The sequence below is a fragment of the Streptomyces sp. TLI_185 genome, assembly GCF_003814765.1.
Classification (GTDB): domain Bacteria; phylum Actinomycetota; class Actinomycetes; order Streptomycetales; family Streptomycetaceae; genus Streptomyces.
The window spans coordinates 10,159,744-10,175,164 of sequence record NZ_RKRB01000001.1; the positions used below are offsets into that span (position 1 = coordinate 10,159,744).

Here is a 15,421-nt window from a genome sequence, read left to right on the forward strand (position 1 = left end):
GATGGTATGGTTCCGGCCAACGCAGCGAGCAACTCCGGAACGAGACTGAAGGTGTGCCTGCCGATGACTTCGACGCTGAGTCGGGCGATAGCCCACTACCCCAACCGGTTCGACCCCGGGGTACTGGGCGAGCTCCCCGAGCACCTCCGAGAGACCATCCAGCGCCGGAACAAGGTGCTGGGCCCTGGCTACACGCTGATCTACAGGGAACCGGTCGAGTTCGTCTCCGGCCGCGGCGCCCACCTGATCGACCGTGACGGCAACGACTACCTCGACGCCTACAACAACGTCCCCTGCGTCGGGCACGCCCACCCCCACGTTGTCGAGGCCGTCGCCCGCCAGATGGCGGTGGTCAACACCAACACGCGTTACGTCCAGGAAGCACTGGTCGACTACGCGGAGCGGCTTCTTGCGACGTTCCCCGAGGAGCTGTCCAAGCTGAGCATCGCGTGCAGCGGGTCGGAGGCGAACGACCTGGCGGTTCGGGTGGCGCGGTTCCATACGGGCGGTGAGGGCATCATCGTCACCCGCTGGGCTTACCACGGCCTCACTCGTGAGGTGGCGAGCTTCTCACCGACCCTCGGTGCGGGCTCGCCGCTGGGCCCGAACGTCCGGCTCATCGACGCTCCTGACCCGCGCCTCGTCGCGCCCGGATCCACGCTCGACGAGCACATGCGGCAGCAGGTGCGCGGCGCGATCGGCGACCTCGAGCGCCACGGGTACCGGCTCGCGGCCCTGATCACCGACTGCGCCTACAGCAGCGATGGCATCTTCACCGACCCCCCCGGCTACATGCAGGCCGTGGTGGAGGAGGTGCACGCGGCCGGCGGTGTCTACATCGCGGACGAGGTCCAGTCGGGATTCGCCCGGCTAGGGGAGTCGATGTGGGGCTTCAGCCGTCACGGTGTGCTGCCGGACATCGTCACCATGGGCAAGCCGATGGGCAACGGGCTGCCGATCTCGGGTGTGGTCTTCCGCCCCGAGGTCTGCGAGGAGTTCGGACGCAACGTCCGCTACTTCAACACCTTCGGCGGCAGTTCCGTCCCCGTGGCCGCAGGCGCCGCGGTGCTGGACGTCTTCGAGAAGGAGAACGTGCAGCAGCGCGTCCTGGAGAGCGGCAACGCTTTGCGCGCGGGGCTGTGGGAGATCACCAAGGATTCCCCCTACGTCGCCGAAGTCCGCGGCGCCGGTCTCTACGTCGGCGTGGAGATCGTCAAGGACCGCCAGACCCTCGAGCCCGACCGCGCACGAACCGAAGATGTCATCAACGACATGCGCGATCGCCGCATCCTGATCAGCGGCACGGGCACGTCGGCGAACACCCTGAAGATCCGCCCCCCGCTGGCCTTCGACTCCGCCGATGTAACGCGATTCCTCGAGACCTTCGCCGAGGTCGCGAAGCACCGTCTGTGACAGGCTGACCGAAGGGACTGACCGTGAACACCTCACCAGCTGCGAACTATGCTCAGCGGCTCCTCCAGGAGAGCGGCCTGACGTCGTCCCACGAGCCCATCGACGTGATGCTGGTGAGCATTTTCCTTGAGGAGCACTACCGCCTCACCGGGCGCTTGGGGCGACTGGCGACCGAGAAGGACGACACGTTCCAACTCACCACCGACTCGAGCAACTACCTCGTGAAGGTCTCACCACCTGACGAGGCGGAGGCGGTCGTCGCCCTCCAGACCGCCGCGATGCGCCACCTCGAAACCACCGCTCCGCACTTGCCTGTCCAGCGGGTGAAGCTGACCGCCGACGGAGACGACCATGTCACCATCAGGCTGAACGACGGCAGGACTCGCACCCTGCGGGTGTTCGACTTCGTCGAAGGCCAGGTCCTGGCCGATGCGAACCCGGACGCGGAGCGGCTCGCCGAGGCGGGCGAGATGCTGGGGCTGATCGACGTGGCGCTCAGGCCGTTCACGCACCCGGCGGACCGACGAGGTCTGGCGTGGGACATCCGCCATTTCCACCAGCTGACCCAACTGGTCGAGCACACGCCGAGCCCCGAGCACCGTCAGTTGGCCCAGTCGGTCTTCCGGCTCTTCTGCGAAAACGTCGTCCCGAGGCTGAGTGATCTCGAAACCCAAGTGATCCACGGCGACTTCAGCCCTTACAACATCGTGGTGGATCCACAGAGCGATCACTTCGTCACCGGTGTCATCGACTTCGGCGACACGGTGCGCAGTGCGGTGATCTTCGACCCCGCCGTTCCCATGGCGAACCTGCTCGGCAGGACGCCGGATCAGCCCTGGCGGGACGCCTGCGCCTTCGCCGCCGGCTACCAACGCAAGCGGCCGATCCAGGCCTCGGAACTCCCGCTGCTCCCGGTTGCCGCGTTGGCACGACTCACGCTGCGTGCGCTGATCACGAACTGGCGCGCGGAGCACGCACCCGAACGGCGCGAGTACCTCCTCGGTCACGCCAAGGACGACTGGATCAATATCGAGCGTTCCTTGACCGTGAGCCTGGACGACGTCGTCGCGCACCTCAGGGAAGCCCGTCACGGGCATTCCTGAAAAGCCAGTCCCGAACATGTGCAGTTGCCCTCAGAAAAAGACAGGGCAGATGAAGACGCTGGAGACCTACCACTTCTTCGGGCGGTTCGCGAACGAGCCCGCGTTACGGCTTGCTGACCGGCTGGCCGCGATGGGCCCGACACGCTGCAGGCACCGCCGCCCTCGACACCGTCCGCGCGACTGGCCGGCCTTTCCCGGCCCGACCCCCACCATCGTGCGCTCCGAGGCCTTTCCCGACCTTTTCACCGAGGACAGGCATCCCCTCCTCGGCTGGCTGGATGAGAACAGCAGGGTCTACTGTGCCACCGGATTCTCCGGAAAGGGCTTCAAGATGGCGACCGGCTATGGCCACATCGCCGCACACGAGGCGCTGGGCAAGCAGACCATCGAAGGCTTGGACTTCGTGCGTCCGGACCGGTTCAAGACCGGGTAGCCTCCCACTTCCGCCGCCTCGACGCAGGAGCGCCGGTATCGCCATTCGGCTGACAGTCGTTGCGGGACTCATCTGTTGATGTCCCACAACGACCGTCTGTCATCTGCTGAACTGTCCACTCGAGAAGAGACTCAGCGTCAGACGGCGTCCTACGTGGTGAGGCGGACGAGTCGCTTGTAGCAGCGCAGGTTTGCGGCGAGGCCGAGAAAGGCAAGGTAGTGGATCGCCCTGAACTTGGCCGTGCTCAGCTTCCTCGGCCTCGGTGCCCAGCCCCCATCCTCCGAATGAGGCCTGCTACTCGCCGAGAACCAGCCGTATGCCGAACGCGTCCCCTGGGCCGTCCTTGCCCCGGCCGCCGTCCTGGCCTTGCTCGGGGCGCTCGCGGTCACGGCGGCCGGCGGGGTTCGGTGCCGGCCCTAGCGGTGGCGCTGCTGCACAAGTGGCTCACCGCCTCCCTCATCCAACCGCCCGAGCACGTGATCGCCGCCGCATTCGACCAGGCCCAAGCCCGTGACCGGGACCATTCGCGCCAGGGGCGGCCAGGCGCGGGCGGCGCCGCGCAGCGCGACCATCATCCCCATCTGCCGCGCGGCGTCCGCGGATCCCGGCAACGGGGGTTCACGCCACAGGCGGGCCGCCTCGACCACATCGTGCGGGGGAGCGGTGTCGTGGACCATCACGACGGCCCGCACCCCGCTCGTCCCGGCCTCGCTGATGTCCAGGCGCAGTGAGATCTGCACACTGGCCGGCGGCCCGCTCGCGGCGCTGCGGTCCGCACCCGGCACCAGGTGCGGGATGTGCTGGGGCGGCCGGGCGGTGAAGGCCTTCATGCCGGCGAGAGCCGGGGCGGCCGGGGTCCGCGGCAGGGTGTCGGCGACAGCGTCGAGCTGGTCGAAGCGCTCGCGTTCCTCACCAGGCTGCGGAGCAGTGTGCCAGGCATCGAACCCATGGACGGTCACCGTCGGCTTCAAACGGCCCTGTGCGAGCAGCTGGAGGGCGAACAGGACCGTGGATCCCCAGTAGTGGCATGCCTCATCGCCCTCACCATCGACAATGCTGCGGGCCAGTACCGGCAGCGCCGCCTCCACCGGCATCCACCAGTACGGCACCCGGGCGGTGCGGAGACCGGCGCCCTGCCGTCCGTCCGTCCCGTGGCGGTCGGCGGGATCAAAGGCGGCTGGGTAGTCGATCAGACGAACCACCGAGAGTCCAACATCTCTTCAACGACGGGCCTTTACCCACAGGCACTCACCGCATCAGTCTGTCCTCCAGCGCCTTCCCGTTCTGCCGGGTGCGGGAGAATGACCCCGATCGGGCGACGCGGAGCTTATGAGCGGGCGGCGCCATAGGTCCGACGCCGGCGGCGTCCAAGGGCGCCTTGCTGCCGCGCTCGAACACCGGGCTTGACCGCGAGTCGCCGTGTTCACTCGTTGGCGGTGTTCCTCGTGCGCGCACCGCGCGGACCAGCCATCGTGGAGGAGACCGGACCCGGGATATGTGCCTGTATGTGCTCCCGGAAGACCCACCCCCGGTGGTAGGTGAACGATCACGGTCACGCCTGGCGTGCAAGCGTGCACATGCGTGAATTCAGGAAGGAACCGACTTGTCCAGGAAGTTCGCGGTTATCACGGCAATCGCCCTCAGCGCCTTCTGCGGTAGTGCAGGAGTTGCCTCCGCCGACACGAACACGGTCATCACCGGCGGAGACGGCTTCTCGTCATCCACGGTCACCGTCAACGCCCCTCAGCAGGGCCTGATCATCTCGAACGGCACACCCCTCGTCGACCTCCACTGCATCGGCGCCGGCGCGCCGACCAGCAACTACGCGGCCTGTGAGAAGGCGCCGATCTGACGAATCCGTGCCGAGCTCACCCGATCGAGGGCCAGCCGATCACGTGGGTGGGCAACGCCCCCGACGACTGGTGAGTGCACACCGGGCCATCGCTGTCGCGAGGGCGACGTGGCGCGTCTCGGCTCCGGCGGTTCAGATGACCGGTTCCAGCCCCATGGAGCGGATGAAGGACCGGTAGCGGACGATGTCCTCGGTGGCCATGCTGTCGTCCGGGTACCGGATGCAGGCCAGGAACGCACCGTGGTGGTCGGAGCGGGAGCCGCGCCATTGGTCGGCGTCGCTCACCATGAGGTCGCGGGTGCCGGCGCGGGGCGTCTCGGCCGCAAGGTCGCTCCAGAGCAAGCGGGCCTGCTCCTGACTGGGCGCGACGATGACCAGCTTGTCGCCGTGCTCGGCGAGGGCCTGGTCCGCGTTCTCGTCCCACGCCAGCGCCAGCGCCGGCCCGTCAACCGTGCGCGGTGAGCGTCGCGTCGAGTGCGACTCGTTGGCGGGCCTCGCCAGCGATGACGCGCCACCAGATGTTGGGGACCGGGGAGATGACCCGGGGTGGTTCGGTCTGGCCCAGCCGGGTCATCACCTCTTTATACGCGTTGCGGTAGACGCCGGGTTGGAGCGGTCAGCGAGGTCCTTCTCCAGCAGGCCACGCAGTTGGGACAGGGATACCGGGGCGACTGGGGCGCCGCCGCGCATCAGCTTGTCCACGAGCCGCTCGCATTGCGCCTGCCCGCCGCGTACGGACCGGCGGGCAACGAGGTGTCCCGCGATGCCGAGAAGGCGGCCAACGACGAACGGTGTGTCGTCGCCCACCAGGTCCGGCTCCTTCTGCACGTCGTTTGCGTGAACGGTCAGCGTGCGGGGCCATCGCCGTGCGCCGGCAGCATCCGATCGCCAATCCGGGCTCTGGAGGCCGCAAGACGAGGTCGCTGGCGTCGATCGCGTCCAGCTGCGCCCATCAGTCCTCGCCGACCTGGATCAGTACGGCGAAACGGCGGCCGTCGGTGCCGGCGACGAGGCTCTCGAAGGTGCAGCCGGAGATGTCCGTCAAACTGTCGCTGTCGCTGTCGCAGTTGGACCACCATTGCGCCTCTGCTCCGAGGAGTTCCACGACCTGTCCAGCGACGGCATCGGCCTCGGCAGGGTCCATGAACGCGACGTCGGACCACACAAGGCACCGGGAGGCAAGGCGCCCCAGGAGAGAGGTGGCCCTCTCGGCGTCGATGGCGTCCAGTGCCTCCTCGACCTGCTGAACGGGTGCTGGTCCCGTCGAATCGGCGGCGTTGTGTTGCCAGTCCTTCCGGTACAGCTGCCTGAACAGGGTGTGCACTTCAGCGGCCACGGCGGCCACGACCCCGCTCTCGCCGCCACTCGTCGGCGGCAGCAGCCCGGAGCGGACGTACACACGTCCCTGATGCGAGAGGCGTTTCATCAGTATGGACAACTCGTCGCCACGCCGGGCCATGTCAATGCTCCTTCCCCGCGAACAGTGTCGCGATCCGCCTCTGCCGTTCCTCGCCGGGCTCCTGCACCACCGCGACGCAGCCCGCGACGTCTTCTGGCGCCTGCGCCTGACCCAGCAGCAGATCACCCATGTGTGGGCCGACCGCGGCTACGCCGGCGACCTCATGTCCGCCGTGATGCTTCTCGGCGCCGCCCTGGCGCCGAAGTTCCCCGTGCTCCTTGCCGTGCTCGGCGGTGTCGGCCTGACGGCCGTCGGCGCGCAGCTGCCTGCCCCGCTGGTCGGGGAAGCTCGCGGAGCCCGACCGGCGCGGACGCGTCGTCGGCACCGTCGCCTCCGGTGTCCTCATCGGCGTACCGCTGTCGCGCACGGCCAGTGGTTTCGTCGCCGATCACCTCGGCTGGCGGGCGATCCACGTGATCACGGCCGCGGCGAGCCTCGTCCTCGCCGTCGTACTGCGCACGGTCATCCTGCCCCTCGAACCGCGTGAGCCCGTCCCCTACCTGCGCCTTCTGGGCTCGGTCTTCACCACCGTGGCCCGGCGCCGCGGCTACGACACCCTGGCCCTGGCGGACGCCTGCGCTGGTGCAGTGGCTGGGCTGACGGGCCGCACCGTGATCGGCGAGGCCGCGTACAACGGCGTATGCGGCTCTGGGTCTGTCGTCGTGTTCCCCGTCCGCCCCGACGGGGAACACGACGACCGACCCTCGCCCATGATCGATACGGCCCCGCGCCCCCGAGGCGGCTACTGCGAGCGGTCCTCCAGGTAACGCGTGTGGGTTTCCTGGCGTCTGGCCTCTGTTTCCCGCAGTGCGCCCGCCAGTTGCTCCGCCTCCTGCTGGAGCAGGGTCAACTGGCGTTCCAGATGGCGCTCCGGGGGATCCTGGCCCGGTGTCAGCCGTGTCCACCACCTCGTTCGTACGAAGGTGTCGACCGCCTCGGGAACGTCCTGCCGCACCGCCCTCGACAGGGTGTGGACGCCCTCTGGGTCCTGGGCCAGGATCTCCGCGACCCAGCCGGGTTCGAGGAGGGCGGTCAGCAGGCCGGTGAGTTCGGTGAGGCGGCCCGCGGCGGCCGGGGGCAGGTCGACCTCCGCGAGGTAGGCGCTGAGGCGTTCGAAGTCGCCGCGCACTTCGTCGAGCTGGGCGGACGGGTCCGGGAAGTCGGGCAGCGGGGGCCGCTCCGGCGGGGCGATCAGCGCGCCCGCGCCGTAGAGACCGACGACCACGACCGGCCAGTACGGGCCCGCGACGCCCGTGAAGGTCAGGACCAGGCCGGCCAGTCCCGCCGCGCTGCCGGCGATGTTCTTGCGGGACTCCAGGTATCCGACGAACCTACTGGTAGCCACGGATCTCCTCGAAGGCGCCGTCCAGCGAGCCCTTCTGGGCGTCGAAGAGGCGGCCGCCGGTCAGTTCGGCGATGTGCTGCAGCTCCCCCCGGTCGGAGTCGCCGAAGAGGATGGGGAAGACGGGGATGTCCTGCCGTTCGGCGGTGAGGCTCTTGTAGAAGCCGTCGAAGTCGCCGGCCTTCACGCCCGCCGTGTTCTCGCCGTCCGTCATCAGCACGATCGACGTGAACGCGTCCCGGTCGGCGCCGAGGTGGTCGTACGCCTTCTCCAGCGACGTGTAGACGGCCGTGTCCCCGTCAGCCGACAGCTCCTTGGTGTCCTTGCGGATCGCGGCGAGCCCGGCGTCGGGGTCGGCGGGGCTGACGACATGCGTCCGCACGCTCTTCACGTCCGATCCGAACGGCATCAGCGTCACCTCCTCGCGGTCCCGGAAGTCGCCGGTCAGGTCGGTGAGGGCGGTCTTGAGGCGGCGCAGCCGGTCGCCCTGCATCGAGCCGGAGGTGTCGAGGACGTACACCGTCCGGGAGGGGCGGCGCAGGTCGTTCTCATAGGCGTCGAGGAGCCCGTCGGCGACGGACCGGGTGCCGGGGAAGGGCAGTTCGCGCCGGCGGGCGGTGTCGAGTCCGGCCGCGGGCGGCACCGAGGCGACGACCGGGCGGCGGTGCGTCTTGGCGGTGATCAGCCGCTGGACGGCCTCCGTGCGCAGCGCGTCGGTCACCCGCTTGACGTTGTCGCGGGTCGTCGCGTCGGTCGCGGCGAGGGAGGAGAGCGGGTAGTCGGCGGTGACGACGCCGTCGATGGGGCGGATCACGGTCAGCCCGGGGATGCCCTTGAGTACGGACTCGTAGTTGAGGAGCGCGTCGACGTCGCCGCGCCGGGCGTACGCGCTCGCCAGCCAGCCGGACGACCCCGAGGTCAGCTGCTGCCCCTTGAAGAACTCCTTCAGCCTCGGGGTCGCCTTCGCGACATCCGCGTCGGTGAGCGCGGACTGGGCTCCGGAGAGCGCGGAGGCGACCGAGACGAGCGTGGAGAAACCGGAGTTGGAGCGCGCCGGGTCGGTCATGCCGTAGGTGAGTTCGCCGTCCTGGACCGCGTGTTCGATCTGCGACCAGGTGACGTGCTCGGGCTTCCAGCCGAGGGAGCCGACGGTCGCCGTCCGCACGCCGATGGCCACCGGGCTGGACATGATCGGCGTCTGGGAGACGATCTTCTTCGCCGCGTCGGGGCGCAGCCGCAGATAGTCGTCGGAGGACAGCCACACGGCGTCGTACCTGCCGTCCGTGCCGGGCTTCGCCAGCACGTTCACGGCGTCGAGCGTGCCCATGTACGTGGGCCGGATCGTGACGCCGGTGTCCTTGCGGACCTGCTCCAGCACGGGGGCCATGTCGCTCAGCTCGCTGGAGGCGAGGACGCGGAGGGTGCCGGGCCGGGGCGCGTCGGGGTCCTTCTCGTCCCCGTCGGCCACCGCCGAGCAGGCGGTGAGCAGGAGGGCGAGGGCGGTCAGCGCGAGGAGGGGCCGCAGGGGACCGAGGGGCCGAAGAGGCCTGGGGGGTCGTCTCATGAGAGACCGCCTTCCAGCGCGCTGCGGGAGCGGCTGCGGTCCAGGTAGGTGCTGGCCTGCTGGAGTTCGGCCGTCAGGTTCTCGACGGTCACCGCCATGGCCTCGGTCGCCTGCACCTTGTAGGTGTCGATGGCGTCGAGGGTGCGGTAGATCTGCTGGAAGGCGGAGCGCAGGGTCTCGGCGCCGACGGCCGGGTCGGAGGCGATGCGCTGGATCTCCCCGCTCTGCGTCGCCAGCATCTCCGCGTTGCCTCGGATGAGGTCCTCGGTGGTGCCGCGCAGGGCGTTGACCTGCTCGATGACCTTCTTCTGGGTGTCGAGCGCGGAGGCCAGCATGACCGAGATGCGCAGCGCCGAGACGGTGGTCGTGGCGGCCCGGTCGACGCCCTTGATCAGCTCGTCGTTGTTGCGGCGGACGACGTCCATGGCGAGGTAGCCCTGTGCGCACACCGCGAGCTGGGTGAGCAGGTCCTGGTGCTTCTGCCGGACCGGGAAGAGGACGTCGGCGCGCAGGCTGTCGGCCCGCTCGGGGTCGGTGAGCTCGGTGCCGGAGATCTGCTGCTCGACGGCGGAGTCCAGGGCGTCGGTCAGGACGATGTACTCCTGGAGCTTGCCCATGGTCTCCCAGAGCCGCACCCGCTCGGTCTGCAACGCGGCGTTGTCGCGCCGCAGTTCGTCCTGGCCGCCGCGCAGCGAGCCCACGATCTTGTTCAACGTGCCCTGCGCGGAGGCGTACTTGGCGACGTGGTCGCGGAGCTTGTTGCCGCCGGGGAGCTTGGAGAGGAACTTACGGCCCTTGCTCGCCGGCAGGTCCCGCGGGTCCAGGTCCTCGACCACGCGCCGGAGTTCGACCAGCGAGCCGGCCACCTTCGACTGGGCGTCGCCGCCCTTGTCGGGCAGACTGCGGACGGCCCGCTCCAGCATGCGGTTGGACTGTGCGGCGGCCGTGCGCATCTCGCCCGCGCCGAGCGCGGTGATCTCGCCGACCTTGCCGACGAACTCGGGCGAGCGGGCGTCGAGGGCGGCGAGTCCGTTGACGTAGGCGGCTGCCTTGGTCGCCATGTCGGTGCGGACGCCGTCGTCCACGGGGACGAGTCCGCCGGCCCGCTCGCGCGGAACGGCGGCGACGGCCTCGGGCGGGGTGAGGGTGAAGTCGTTGTCGGTGCTGCTCATCTGCTGCTGTCCCCCTTATCCGCGCGCCCGTCGCGCCAGCTCGTGCAGCACCGCGGAGGTGGGCACGGGCGCCTGGCGGACGCCGGTCAGTTGCTGCTTGAGGTAGGTGCCGGCCAAGGCGAACTCGGCGGCGACGCCCTGCGGGCGGAACCCGTGCCGGATCTCCAGCTTGCGCAACCCCGGGTCGGTGGACAGGAGTTGGGCGAGTCCGGAGCCGCTCTCGGTGAGCGGCACGGCGGTGTGGTCGCTGTTGACGGTGATGTCCGGGTAGAGGACCACCAGGTCGTCGGGCTGCTGCCCGTCCGCGAGGAGGGAGGCGACCTGCGACTCGTAGACCAGGACGAGCGGGTTGCCGGCGCCGCTGACGAAGTCCCGGAAAGCCGCGTCCGTGCTGGACTGCTGGGCGCCTTGGACGCTGACCAGCTTGTGCAGCAGCGGCGCGGTCCTGTCGACCTCGGCGGTGCTCGCGACGACCTTGCCGCCGTTGGCGACGTAGGAAGCGGAGGCGAGATAGAGCGCGCCGGAGTTGGACGTCTCCGGGTCGGTGCTGGAGAGGTAGAGGGTGCCGGTCAGCTCCCCGTACTTCCCGGCGCCCTTGAGCTGCTGCCAGGTCCGGTCGGCGCGGGCCGCGTCCAGATAGGCGGCCATCTTCAGGGTGCCGCGGTGCGCGGCGTCCAGGGTGGCCAGGCCGTTGGCCGCGAGCACCCCGGCGGCGCTCTTGTGCGCCACCACGACGAGGGGCGAGTAGAAGGGGCGGGGGAGGGTCCCCTGCACCTTGTACTTGGCCGCGAGCTCGACGGCGGGCGCCTGGCTGCTGGGGAACGCGAGGTCGTAGCCCTTGAGGTTCAGCCCTTCCATGGCCCAGGACCCGGAGGTCTCGGCCCTGACGGTGTAGCCCTTGGCGGCGAGGGCCTTCACCACGTCCGGATCCGCGAAAAACTCCGCCTTCTCCGACCCGATCACCATCCGCACGGTCTTCGTTGCCGTGCCCTTGTCCTCATCGCTGCGACCCGCGACGACGGCGACCACCACACCCGCCATCAGCAGTACCGCGAGGACGATTCCCATGATTCGTCTCACAGGTGGAGCCTGCTCCCGGAACCCCACATTCCCGGGTGCCCCTGGTGAACGGACGGTGACACACCAGCCCCGGCCCTGCAACGCCCCTGCGGAACGCCCCTGAAAGGCGCGAAGCCGAAGCGGTGCATGGCGCCCGGTCCGCGCGTCGCTGCGGGTGCACGCGGACCGGGGCGTTCGGGGGGTTCAGCCGGCTGTGCTCAGTTCTTTCGGTTCCGTCAGGGCGGCCGTGTTGCGCTTCCATGCGCTGGGCCGCCAGGATCGCCGCCGTGGTGTCCGCGCGGGACGCGGCGACCAGGAGGGCGCGGCCCGCCAGGGCGTTCGCCCGCTAGTGCAGTCCGTGAGGCGCGGCTTGGCGGCGGCGGTCGGGCGGACCGGCGTCCGTCCTCCCCGTATCCGCGTGACCTGCTGCGAGCCGGGCGGCCGCGGTGCCCAGGTTGGTGGACGGCGCGGTGCCGCGCAGCTCGTCGGTGACGGCGTCGCGAAGGAAGACGCGAAGCGGGCCGCCCACGTTCAGACCACCGACACCTTCGAGGACCTCAAGAAGAAGTACGCGGACCTCCAGGCCCACTGCCGCTTCCTCGAAGAACGACTCCAGACCGTCGCGACCGCGGGCGGCCTGCTCGCGCTGGACAACGCAGCCCTGTCCGGCCAAGACCAGCACGACGCCAAGGTCCGCGTCCTTCCCCGACGCCAGCACCTTCCATGACCCTGGCGTTACGTCTCGACGGTGGCCCCGTCGATCCAGCGGGCGAGCTGACTGAAGGCGGCGAGCTGCTCAAGCCTTTCGCGCTCCGTCAGCTCCGGAAGGTTGGCAGCGTGGCTGTTGGGGTTGCGGATCGCTGCGAAGCAGCCTTCCGCGAAGGCCGTGACTCCACGCTGCATGCTCTTGAACGTCGCGCTGCCTTCGTCGGGAATGACGCGCAACCGGAGGTGGCCGGCAGTGGGCGGGTTCGCGCTCAGGGCGTCCTGGAAGAGCGTCGAATCCGAGCGCGTCCGGTCGTTGAGCTTGTTCTGCGTCTCGGCGTTGATCTTCCGCGCGGCGGCCGTGACGGCCTCCCGGAAGTGCCCGCGCGGCCAGGACCTCATCGCGTTCGGCGGTCGCTTCGGCCCGCTCCGTCGCCAACTGTTCGATCACGAGCGCCTAGGTGCGCATCAATCCTCGTGCGCACCGCATCCGCCGCACGGTCCGAGGGGTTCTCCGCGAACTGCAGCACCGACACCAGCGCCGACTGCCCCGGCGAGCGAGGCCGGGGCGGGAGGTCCGCGGGCATCGGCCGCCACTTGACGCCGTTGTCGGCGAGGTAGTGCACGGCGTCGATCATCTGGCGGTGGTAGTAGCCCTCCGGGCGGCCGCCCCGGCCTTCCCATCACCCCGACACCGGCAGCAGATCCCGCACCAGGGCCCATCCCCGTATCGCTCGTGTCGGAGCCGTACCACGGCCGGAGGCCCGGCCGGCCGGCCGCGTTCCCGAACCGGTGAGCGAGACAGTCACACCCAGGGGTGTTCGGACTCACCGCCACGCAGCACTTCAACACCAGGACCTCTTGCACCTTGCTGGATTCGACAACCGTGAGCTGGCGCAAGAGGCCTTTCCATCATGCCTGGGCTCCCCTCAACGCATGTGATCTAGCGCCCTGTTCGAACCACACCGGCTACACGAGCGGACGGAGAACAGGCAGTTGAGGATTTTGCCGACCTTGGAGCGGGGGAGGTCGTGCGATATCTCGATCTGCTTGGGAGTCTTGATGCTTCCGATCCGGGCTTTGACGAAGCCGCTCAGATCGGAGTCGGTGGCGCTCATCGGGGTCGCCGTGGGATGGAGTTGGACGACCGCGGTTACGCGTTCGCCCCACTTGGCGTCCGGCAGTGCCACGACTGCGCGGTCCTGGACGGCGGGTGCTCCGTCACCCGAGCGCGCGGCCGGAACGTCAAGCTGCGCTGCGCAGCGCGCCCCATGTGTCGTGTGCCACGATGCCGTCGGCGTTCAGCCCCCGGTCGGTCTGGAAGGTCCGGACTGCGGTCTCCGTGTCGGGTCCGAACTCGCCGTCCACGCCGGTGCTTCCCACACTGTATCCGCGCTTGGTGAGCATGCACTGAACCTGCTGTACGCGTTTGCCGCTGTCGCCAAGGCGTGTGCGTCCGTTGCCGGAGTAGTACGTGCACTCGGAGAGCCAGGGAGTGGTGTCGGCTCCGGCGGACGGGCTGTCGGCGGACGGTGCGGGGGAGAGGGAGGTGTCCGGCGTGGAACCCGGGGCAGAGGCGTCGTCGTGCTGGTCGTCGGCTGAGCCTGAAGCGCCGGGCCGCAGGGCGGAGCCGGCCTTGCTCTCGCGCTCTTCGACTGCGAGGCCGTCGACGTTCGGGTGGGGCTGTCCGTTCGTGCTTGGGGACACCTGAGCGGTGGAATCGCCACGGGACGCGGTGCCGGCGGCCTTTGTGACACCGCCTTTCGCGGAGTCGGTGGCGGGAGGGGCCTGGCGTGTGAGCAGTAAGGCCACCGCAACAACGGCGCAGGCCGAGATGCTTGCGACGGCGACCAGCCACGGCTTTCTCCGGGCCTTGGCAGGGGCTCTCGCCGGGCCGCCTTCGGCCTCGATCGGGGGCTCCATGACAGGTGGAGCATGTTCAGGCGTCTGCGCGGACGGGACCGGCGGCAGGCCACCGGGAGACCCTAAACGGGTCATGCCTGCGACAGGCACGCGGTGCAGCGCCTCGTACGCCCGCTGTCGGGCCAGCACCTCGCCGCCCAGCGGGTCCGGCCAGGTGGACAGGACGGCGCGCGCTCCGGCCGCGTCGATGAGCTCCTGCGGGGTAGGCCGCCGCTCGGGCTCCTTCGACAGGCAGGCGGTCAGCAGTGAACCGAGCTCCGCGTCCGCCGCCGAGATCTGACCGATCACCTCGGGACGGGGTTCCTCGAACGCCACCCGGTGCATCACGTCGACGCCGGTCCCGTCGCCGAACGGCGCCCGCCCCGTTGCCGCGTAGACCAGCGTCCCGGCCAGCGAGAACACGTCCGACGCCGTGTCGGACCGCCCCTCCCTCAGATGCTCGGGCGACATGTAGGCCGGAGTCCCCACCCGGTTTCCGGTACCGGTGATCGCACTCGCGTCAGCGGCCTTCGCAATTCCGAAGTCGATCACGTGCGCGCCCCGGACGGACAGCAGTACGTTGGACGGCTTCAGGTCCCGGTGCACGATCCCCTCGACGGAGAGGTCCGCGAGTGCCTGCCCCAGCTCCGCCACCAGCCGCCAGACCGCGGCCGGCTCCAGGGCGCCGTCCTCCCGTATGGCTTCCGCCAGATCGAAGCCGGGGAGGTACTCGGTGGCCATCCACAGCAGTTCGTCGTCGAAGCCCGTGCCGGACAGTCGTGCTGCGTGCGGTGTACGCAGACGGGCGTGCACCGACGCCTCCCGCTCGAACCGGCGCCGGAACCTGGGATCCTCCGAGTATTCCGGCCTGATCACCTTCACCGCGACCAGACCGAGGCTGTCGTCCATGGGACGGGCCAGAAAGACCCGCCCCATGCCACCACTGCCGAGCAGCGCTATCGGCGCATAGGGGCCGACGCGCCTTGGGTCGCCGACCCGCAGTGGAGAGGCACCGGTCTGCCGCAGCGCGGCAGCCGCATCGTCCGTCGGCACCGGCCGCTCTCCTAACAAGAAATCCCCCGAAGGCACATTCGACGCACGTCAGTTCACGCGAGTGGAAGACGAGGTTAACCCCAGCCCGTGCGTGTGTTCAGGGAATCGGCTACTTCTGTCGCGCGGGTCATGGGGCGTGGAGATCGCGGACGCGGCACATCCCCTTGACGATTACGGGGTGCCCGTGCCCGCCGCCTGTCACCGGGCCGAACTGTTGGCAACTGCCGTCCATGACGGCCCTGACGCTCGCGCTGCCGCGCTGGTACTCATCCTCGGGTGCTGCTGGCCGCGGCGACGGCGTGATGTTGCTGGGGCCTCCGGGATGCCGGTCAAGCCCACGTGTGAGGACGCCGTCGCCCTCGGC

At 69.5% G+C, this 15,421-nt stretch carries 18 protein-coding genes and 2 pseudogenes; 6 read left to right on the forward strand and 14 right to left on the reverse strand.

Translation table 11 applies throughout. The features are described 5' to 3' along the window. The first annotated feature begins 63 nt into the window (after nucleotides 1-63). The 3 genes from EDD92_RS46720 to EDD92_RS51805 are packed head-to-tail and all read left to right on the forward strand — an operon-like array spanning nucleotide 64 to nucleotide 2,949. Nucleotides 64-1,413, forward strand: coding sequence for an aspartate aminotransferase family protein (locus tag EDD92_RS46720; RefSeq protein WP_123969944.1), 1,350 nt, complete (start codon nucleotides 64-66; stop codon nucleotides 1,411-1,413). Between the two features lie 23 nt (nucleotides 1,414-1,436). After that, entirely contained in the window at nucleotides 1,437-2,516 is a 1,080-nt protein-coding gene (locus EDD92_RS46725) for a phosphotransferase (RefSeq protein WP_260327221.1), read from the forward strand. Between the two features lie 49 nt (nucleotides 2,517-2,565). Next, nucleotides 2,566-2,949, forward strand: a complete 384-nt coding sequence (locus EDD92_RS51805; RefSeq protein ID WP_260327222.1) for a hypothetical protein — start codon at nucleotides 2,566-2,568, stop codon at nucleotides 2,947-2,949. Between the two features lie 149 nt (nucleotides 2,950-3,098). Here the strand turns inward: EDD92_RS51805 and EDD92_RS52625 are convergent. Next, nucleotides 3,099-3,218: pseudogene (locus tag EDD92_RS52625) on the reverse strand (IS5/IS1182 family transposase); the annotation flags it as partial. 147 nt (nucleotides 3,219-3,365) lie between these two features. Continuing rightward, a complete protein-coding gene (locus EDD92_RS46740; RefSeq protein WP_123969945.1) occupies nucleotides 3,366-4,151 on the reverse strand; it encodes a hypothetical protein in 786 nt (261 codons plus the stop codon). A gap of 401 nt (nucleotides 4,152-4,552) precedes the next feature. On the opposite strand from EDD92_RS46740, the gene EDD92_RS46745 reads away from it, so the two are divergent. Continuing rightward, nucleotides 4,553-4,801, forward strand: coding sequence for a hypothetical protein (locus tag EDD92_RS46745; protein ID WP_123969946.1), 249 nt, complete (start codon nucleotides 4,553-4,555; stop codon nucleotides 4,799-4,801). 132 nt (nucleotides 4,802-4,933) lie between these two features. Here the strand turns inward: EDD92_RS46745 and EDD92_RS46750 are convergent, their stop codons facing one another. From EDD92_RS46750 to EDD92_RS46765, 5 genes are all read right to left on the reverse strand, one after another. Beyond that, complete coding sequence (locus tag EDD92_RS46750) at nucleotides 4,934-5,143, reverse strand: hypothetical protein (RefSeq protein ID WP_123969947.1); 210 nt, start codon at nucleotides 5,141-5,143, stop codon at nucleotides 4,934-4,936. Between the two features lie 103 nt (nucleotides 5,144-5,246). Next, nucleotides 5,247-5,375, reverse strand: a complete 129-nt coding sequence (locus EDD92_RS51815; protein WP_260327223.1) for a hypothetical protein — start codon at nucleotides 5,373-5,375, stop codon at nucleotides 5,247-5,249. Next, a complete protein-coding gene (locus tag EDD92_RS46755) occupies nucleotides 5,375-5,629 on the reverse strand; it encodes a hypothetical protein (RefSeq protein ID WP_123969948.1) in 255 nt (84 codons plus the stop codon). Before EDD92_RS46755 ends, EDD92_RS51815 begins: the two co-directional genes overlap by 1 nt. A 124-nt stretch (nucleotides 5,630-5,753) precedes the next feature. Next, a complete protein-coding gene (locus EDD92_RS46760; protein ID WP_123969949.1) occupies nucleotides 5,754-6,260 on the reverse strand; it encodes a hypothetical protein in 507 nt (168 codons plus the stop codon). Nucleotide 6,261: 1 nt separating this feature from the next. Beyond that, nucleotides 6,262-6,606, reverse strand: a complete 345-nt coding sequence (locus EDD92_RS46765; protein WP_123969950.1) for a hypothetical protein — start codon at nucleotides 6,604-6,606, stop codon at nucleotides 6,262-6,264. Here EDD92_RS46765 and EDD92_RS46770 point away from each other — a divergent pair. Continuing rightward, entirely contained in the window at nucleotides 6,527-7,027 is a 501-nt protein-coding gene (locus EDD92_RS46770; RefSeq protein WP_123969951.1) for an MFS transporter, read from the forward strand. The genes EDD92_RS46765 and EDD92_RS46770 overlap by 80 nt on opposite strands. Here the strand turns inward: EDD92_RS46770 and EDD92_RS46775 are convergent. The 4 genes from EDD92_RS46775 to EDD92_RS46790 are packed head-to-tail and all read right to left on the reverse strand — an operon-like array spanning nucleotide 7,003 to nucleotide 11,418. Beyond that, nucleotides 7,003-7,605: a hypothetical protein gene (locus EDD92_RS46775; RefSeq protein WP_123969952.1), complete on the reverse strand. Its 603-nt coding sequence runs from the start codon at nucleotides 7,603-7,605 to the stop codon at nucleotides 7,003-7,005. The two genes, EDD92_RS46770 and EDD92_RS46775, sit on opposite strands and share 25 nt — an antisense overlap. Then, nucleotides 7,592-9,166 carry a VWA domain-containing protein gene (locus tag EDD92_RS46780; RefSeq protein ID WP_123969953.1) on the reverse strand — a complete coding sequence of 525 codons (1,575 nt, stop codon included), beginning with the start codon at nucleotides 9,164-9,166 and terminating at the stop codon, nucleotides 7,592-7,594. The genes EDD92_RS46775 and EDD92_RS46780 overlap by 14 nt, the downstream gene beginning before the upstream one ends. Beyond that, nucleotides 9,163-10,338, reverse strand: coding sequence for a toxic anion resistance protein (locus EDD92_RS46785; protein WP_123969954.1), 1,176 nt, complete (start codon nucleotides 10,336-10,338; stop codon nucleotides 9,163-9,165). The genes EDD92_RS46780 and EDD92_RS46785 overlap by 4 nt, the downstream gene beginning before the upstream one ends. 15 nt (nucleotides 10,339-10,353) lie before the next feature. Beyond that, nucleotides 10,354-11,418, reverse strand: a complete 1,065-nt coding sequence (locus EDD92_RS46790) for a substrate-binding domain-containing protein (RefSeq protein WP_123969955.1) — start codon at nucleotides 11,416-11,418, stop codon at nucleotides 10,354-10,356. Between the two features lie 337 nt (nucleotides 11,419-11,755). Between EDD92_RS46790 and EDD92_RS50280 the strand changes: the two genes are divergently transcribed. After that, nucleotides 11,756-12,124: a hypothetical protein gene (locus EDD92_RS50280; RefSeq protein ID WP_185124348.1), complete on the forward strand. Its 369-nt coding sequence runs from the start codon at nucleotides 11,756-11,758 to the stop codon at nucleotides 12,122-12,124. Between the two features lie 8 nt (nucleotides 12,125-12,132). Here EDD92_RS50280 and EDD92_RS46795 read toward each other — a convergent pair whose 3' ends face one another. The 3 genes and pseudogenes from EDD92_RS46795 to EDD92_RS46815 form a co-directional block, all read right to left on the reverse strand. Further along, nucleotides 12,133-12,504, reverse strand: coding sequence for a TIGR02391 family protein (locus EDD92_RS46795; protein WP_123969956.1), 372 nt, complete (start codon nucleotides 12,502-12,504; stop codon nucleotides 12,133-12,135). A gap of 527 nt (nucleotides 12,505-13,031) precedes the next feature. Further along, nucleotides 13,032-13,304 (reverse strand): annotated as a pseudogene (locus EDD92_RS46810) (hypothetical protein); the annotation flags it as partial. Between the two features lie 43 nt (nucleotides 13,305-13,347). Further along, a complete protein-coding gene (locus EDD92_RS46815) occupies nucleotides 13,348-15,057 on the reverse strand; it encodes a serine/threonine-protein kinase (RefSeq protein WP_260327224.1) in 1,710 nt (569 codons plus the stop codon). Nucleotides 15,058-15,421: the final 364 nt, after the last annotated feature.

Bases quoted from the DNA above. Each gene is read 5' to 3' on its own strand.
- EDD92_RS46720 (WP_123969944.1), top strand. From the start codon at position 64: ATGACTTCGACGCTGAGTCGGGCGATAGCCCACTACCCCAACCGGTTC.
- EDD92_RS51805 (WP_260327222.1), top strand. From the start codon at position 2,566: ATGAAGACGCTGGAGACCTACCACTTCTTCGGGCGGTTCGCGAACGAG.
- EDD92_RS51815 (WP_260327223.1), bottom strand. From the start codon at position 5,375: ATGACCCGGCTGGGCCAGACCGAACCACCCCGGGTCATCTCCCCGGTC.
- EDD92_RS46760 (WP_123969949.1), bottom strand. From the start codon at position 6,260: ATGGCCCGGCGTGGCGACGAGTTGTCCATACTGATGAAACGCCTCTCG.
- EDD92_RS46765 (WP_123969950.1), bottom strand. From the start codon at position 6,606: ATGAGGACACCGGAGGCGACGGTGCCGACGACGCGTCCGCGCCGGTCG.
- EDD92_RS46780 (WP_123969953.1), bottom strand. From the start codon at position 9,166: ATGAGACGACCCCCCAGGCCTCTTCGGCCCCTCGGTCCCCTGCGGCCC.
- EDD92_RS46785 (WP_123969954.1), bottom strand. From the start codon at position 10,338: ATGAGCAGCACCGACAACGACTTCACCCTCACCCCGCCCGAGGCCGTC.
- EDD92_RS46795 (WP_123969956.1), bottom strand. From the start codon at position 12,504: ATGAGGTCCTGGCCGCGCGGGCACTTCCGGGAGGCCGTCACGGCCGCC.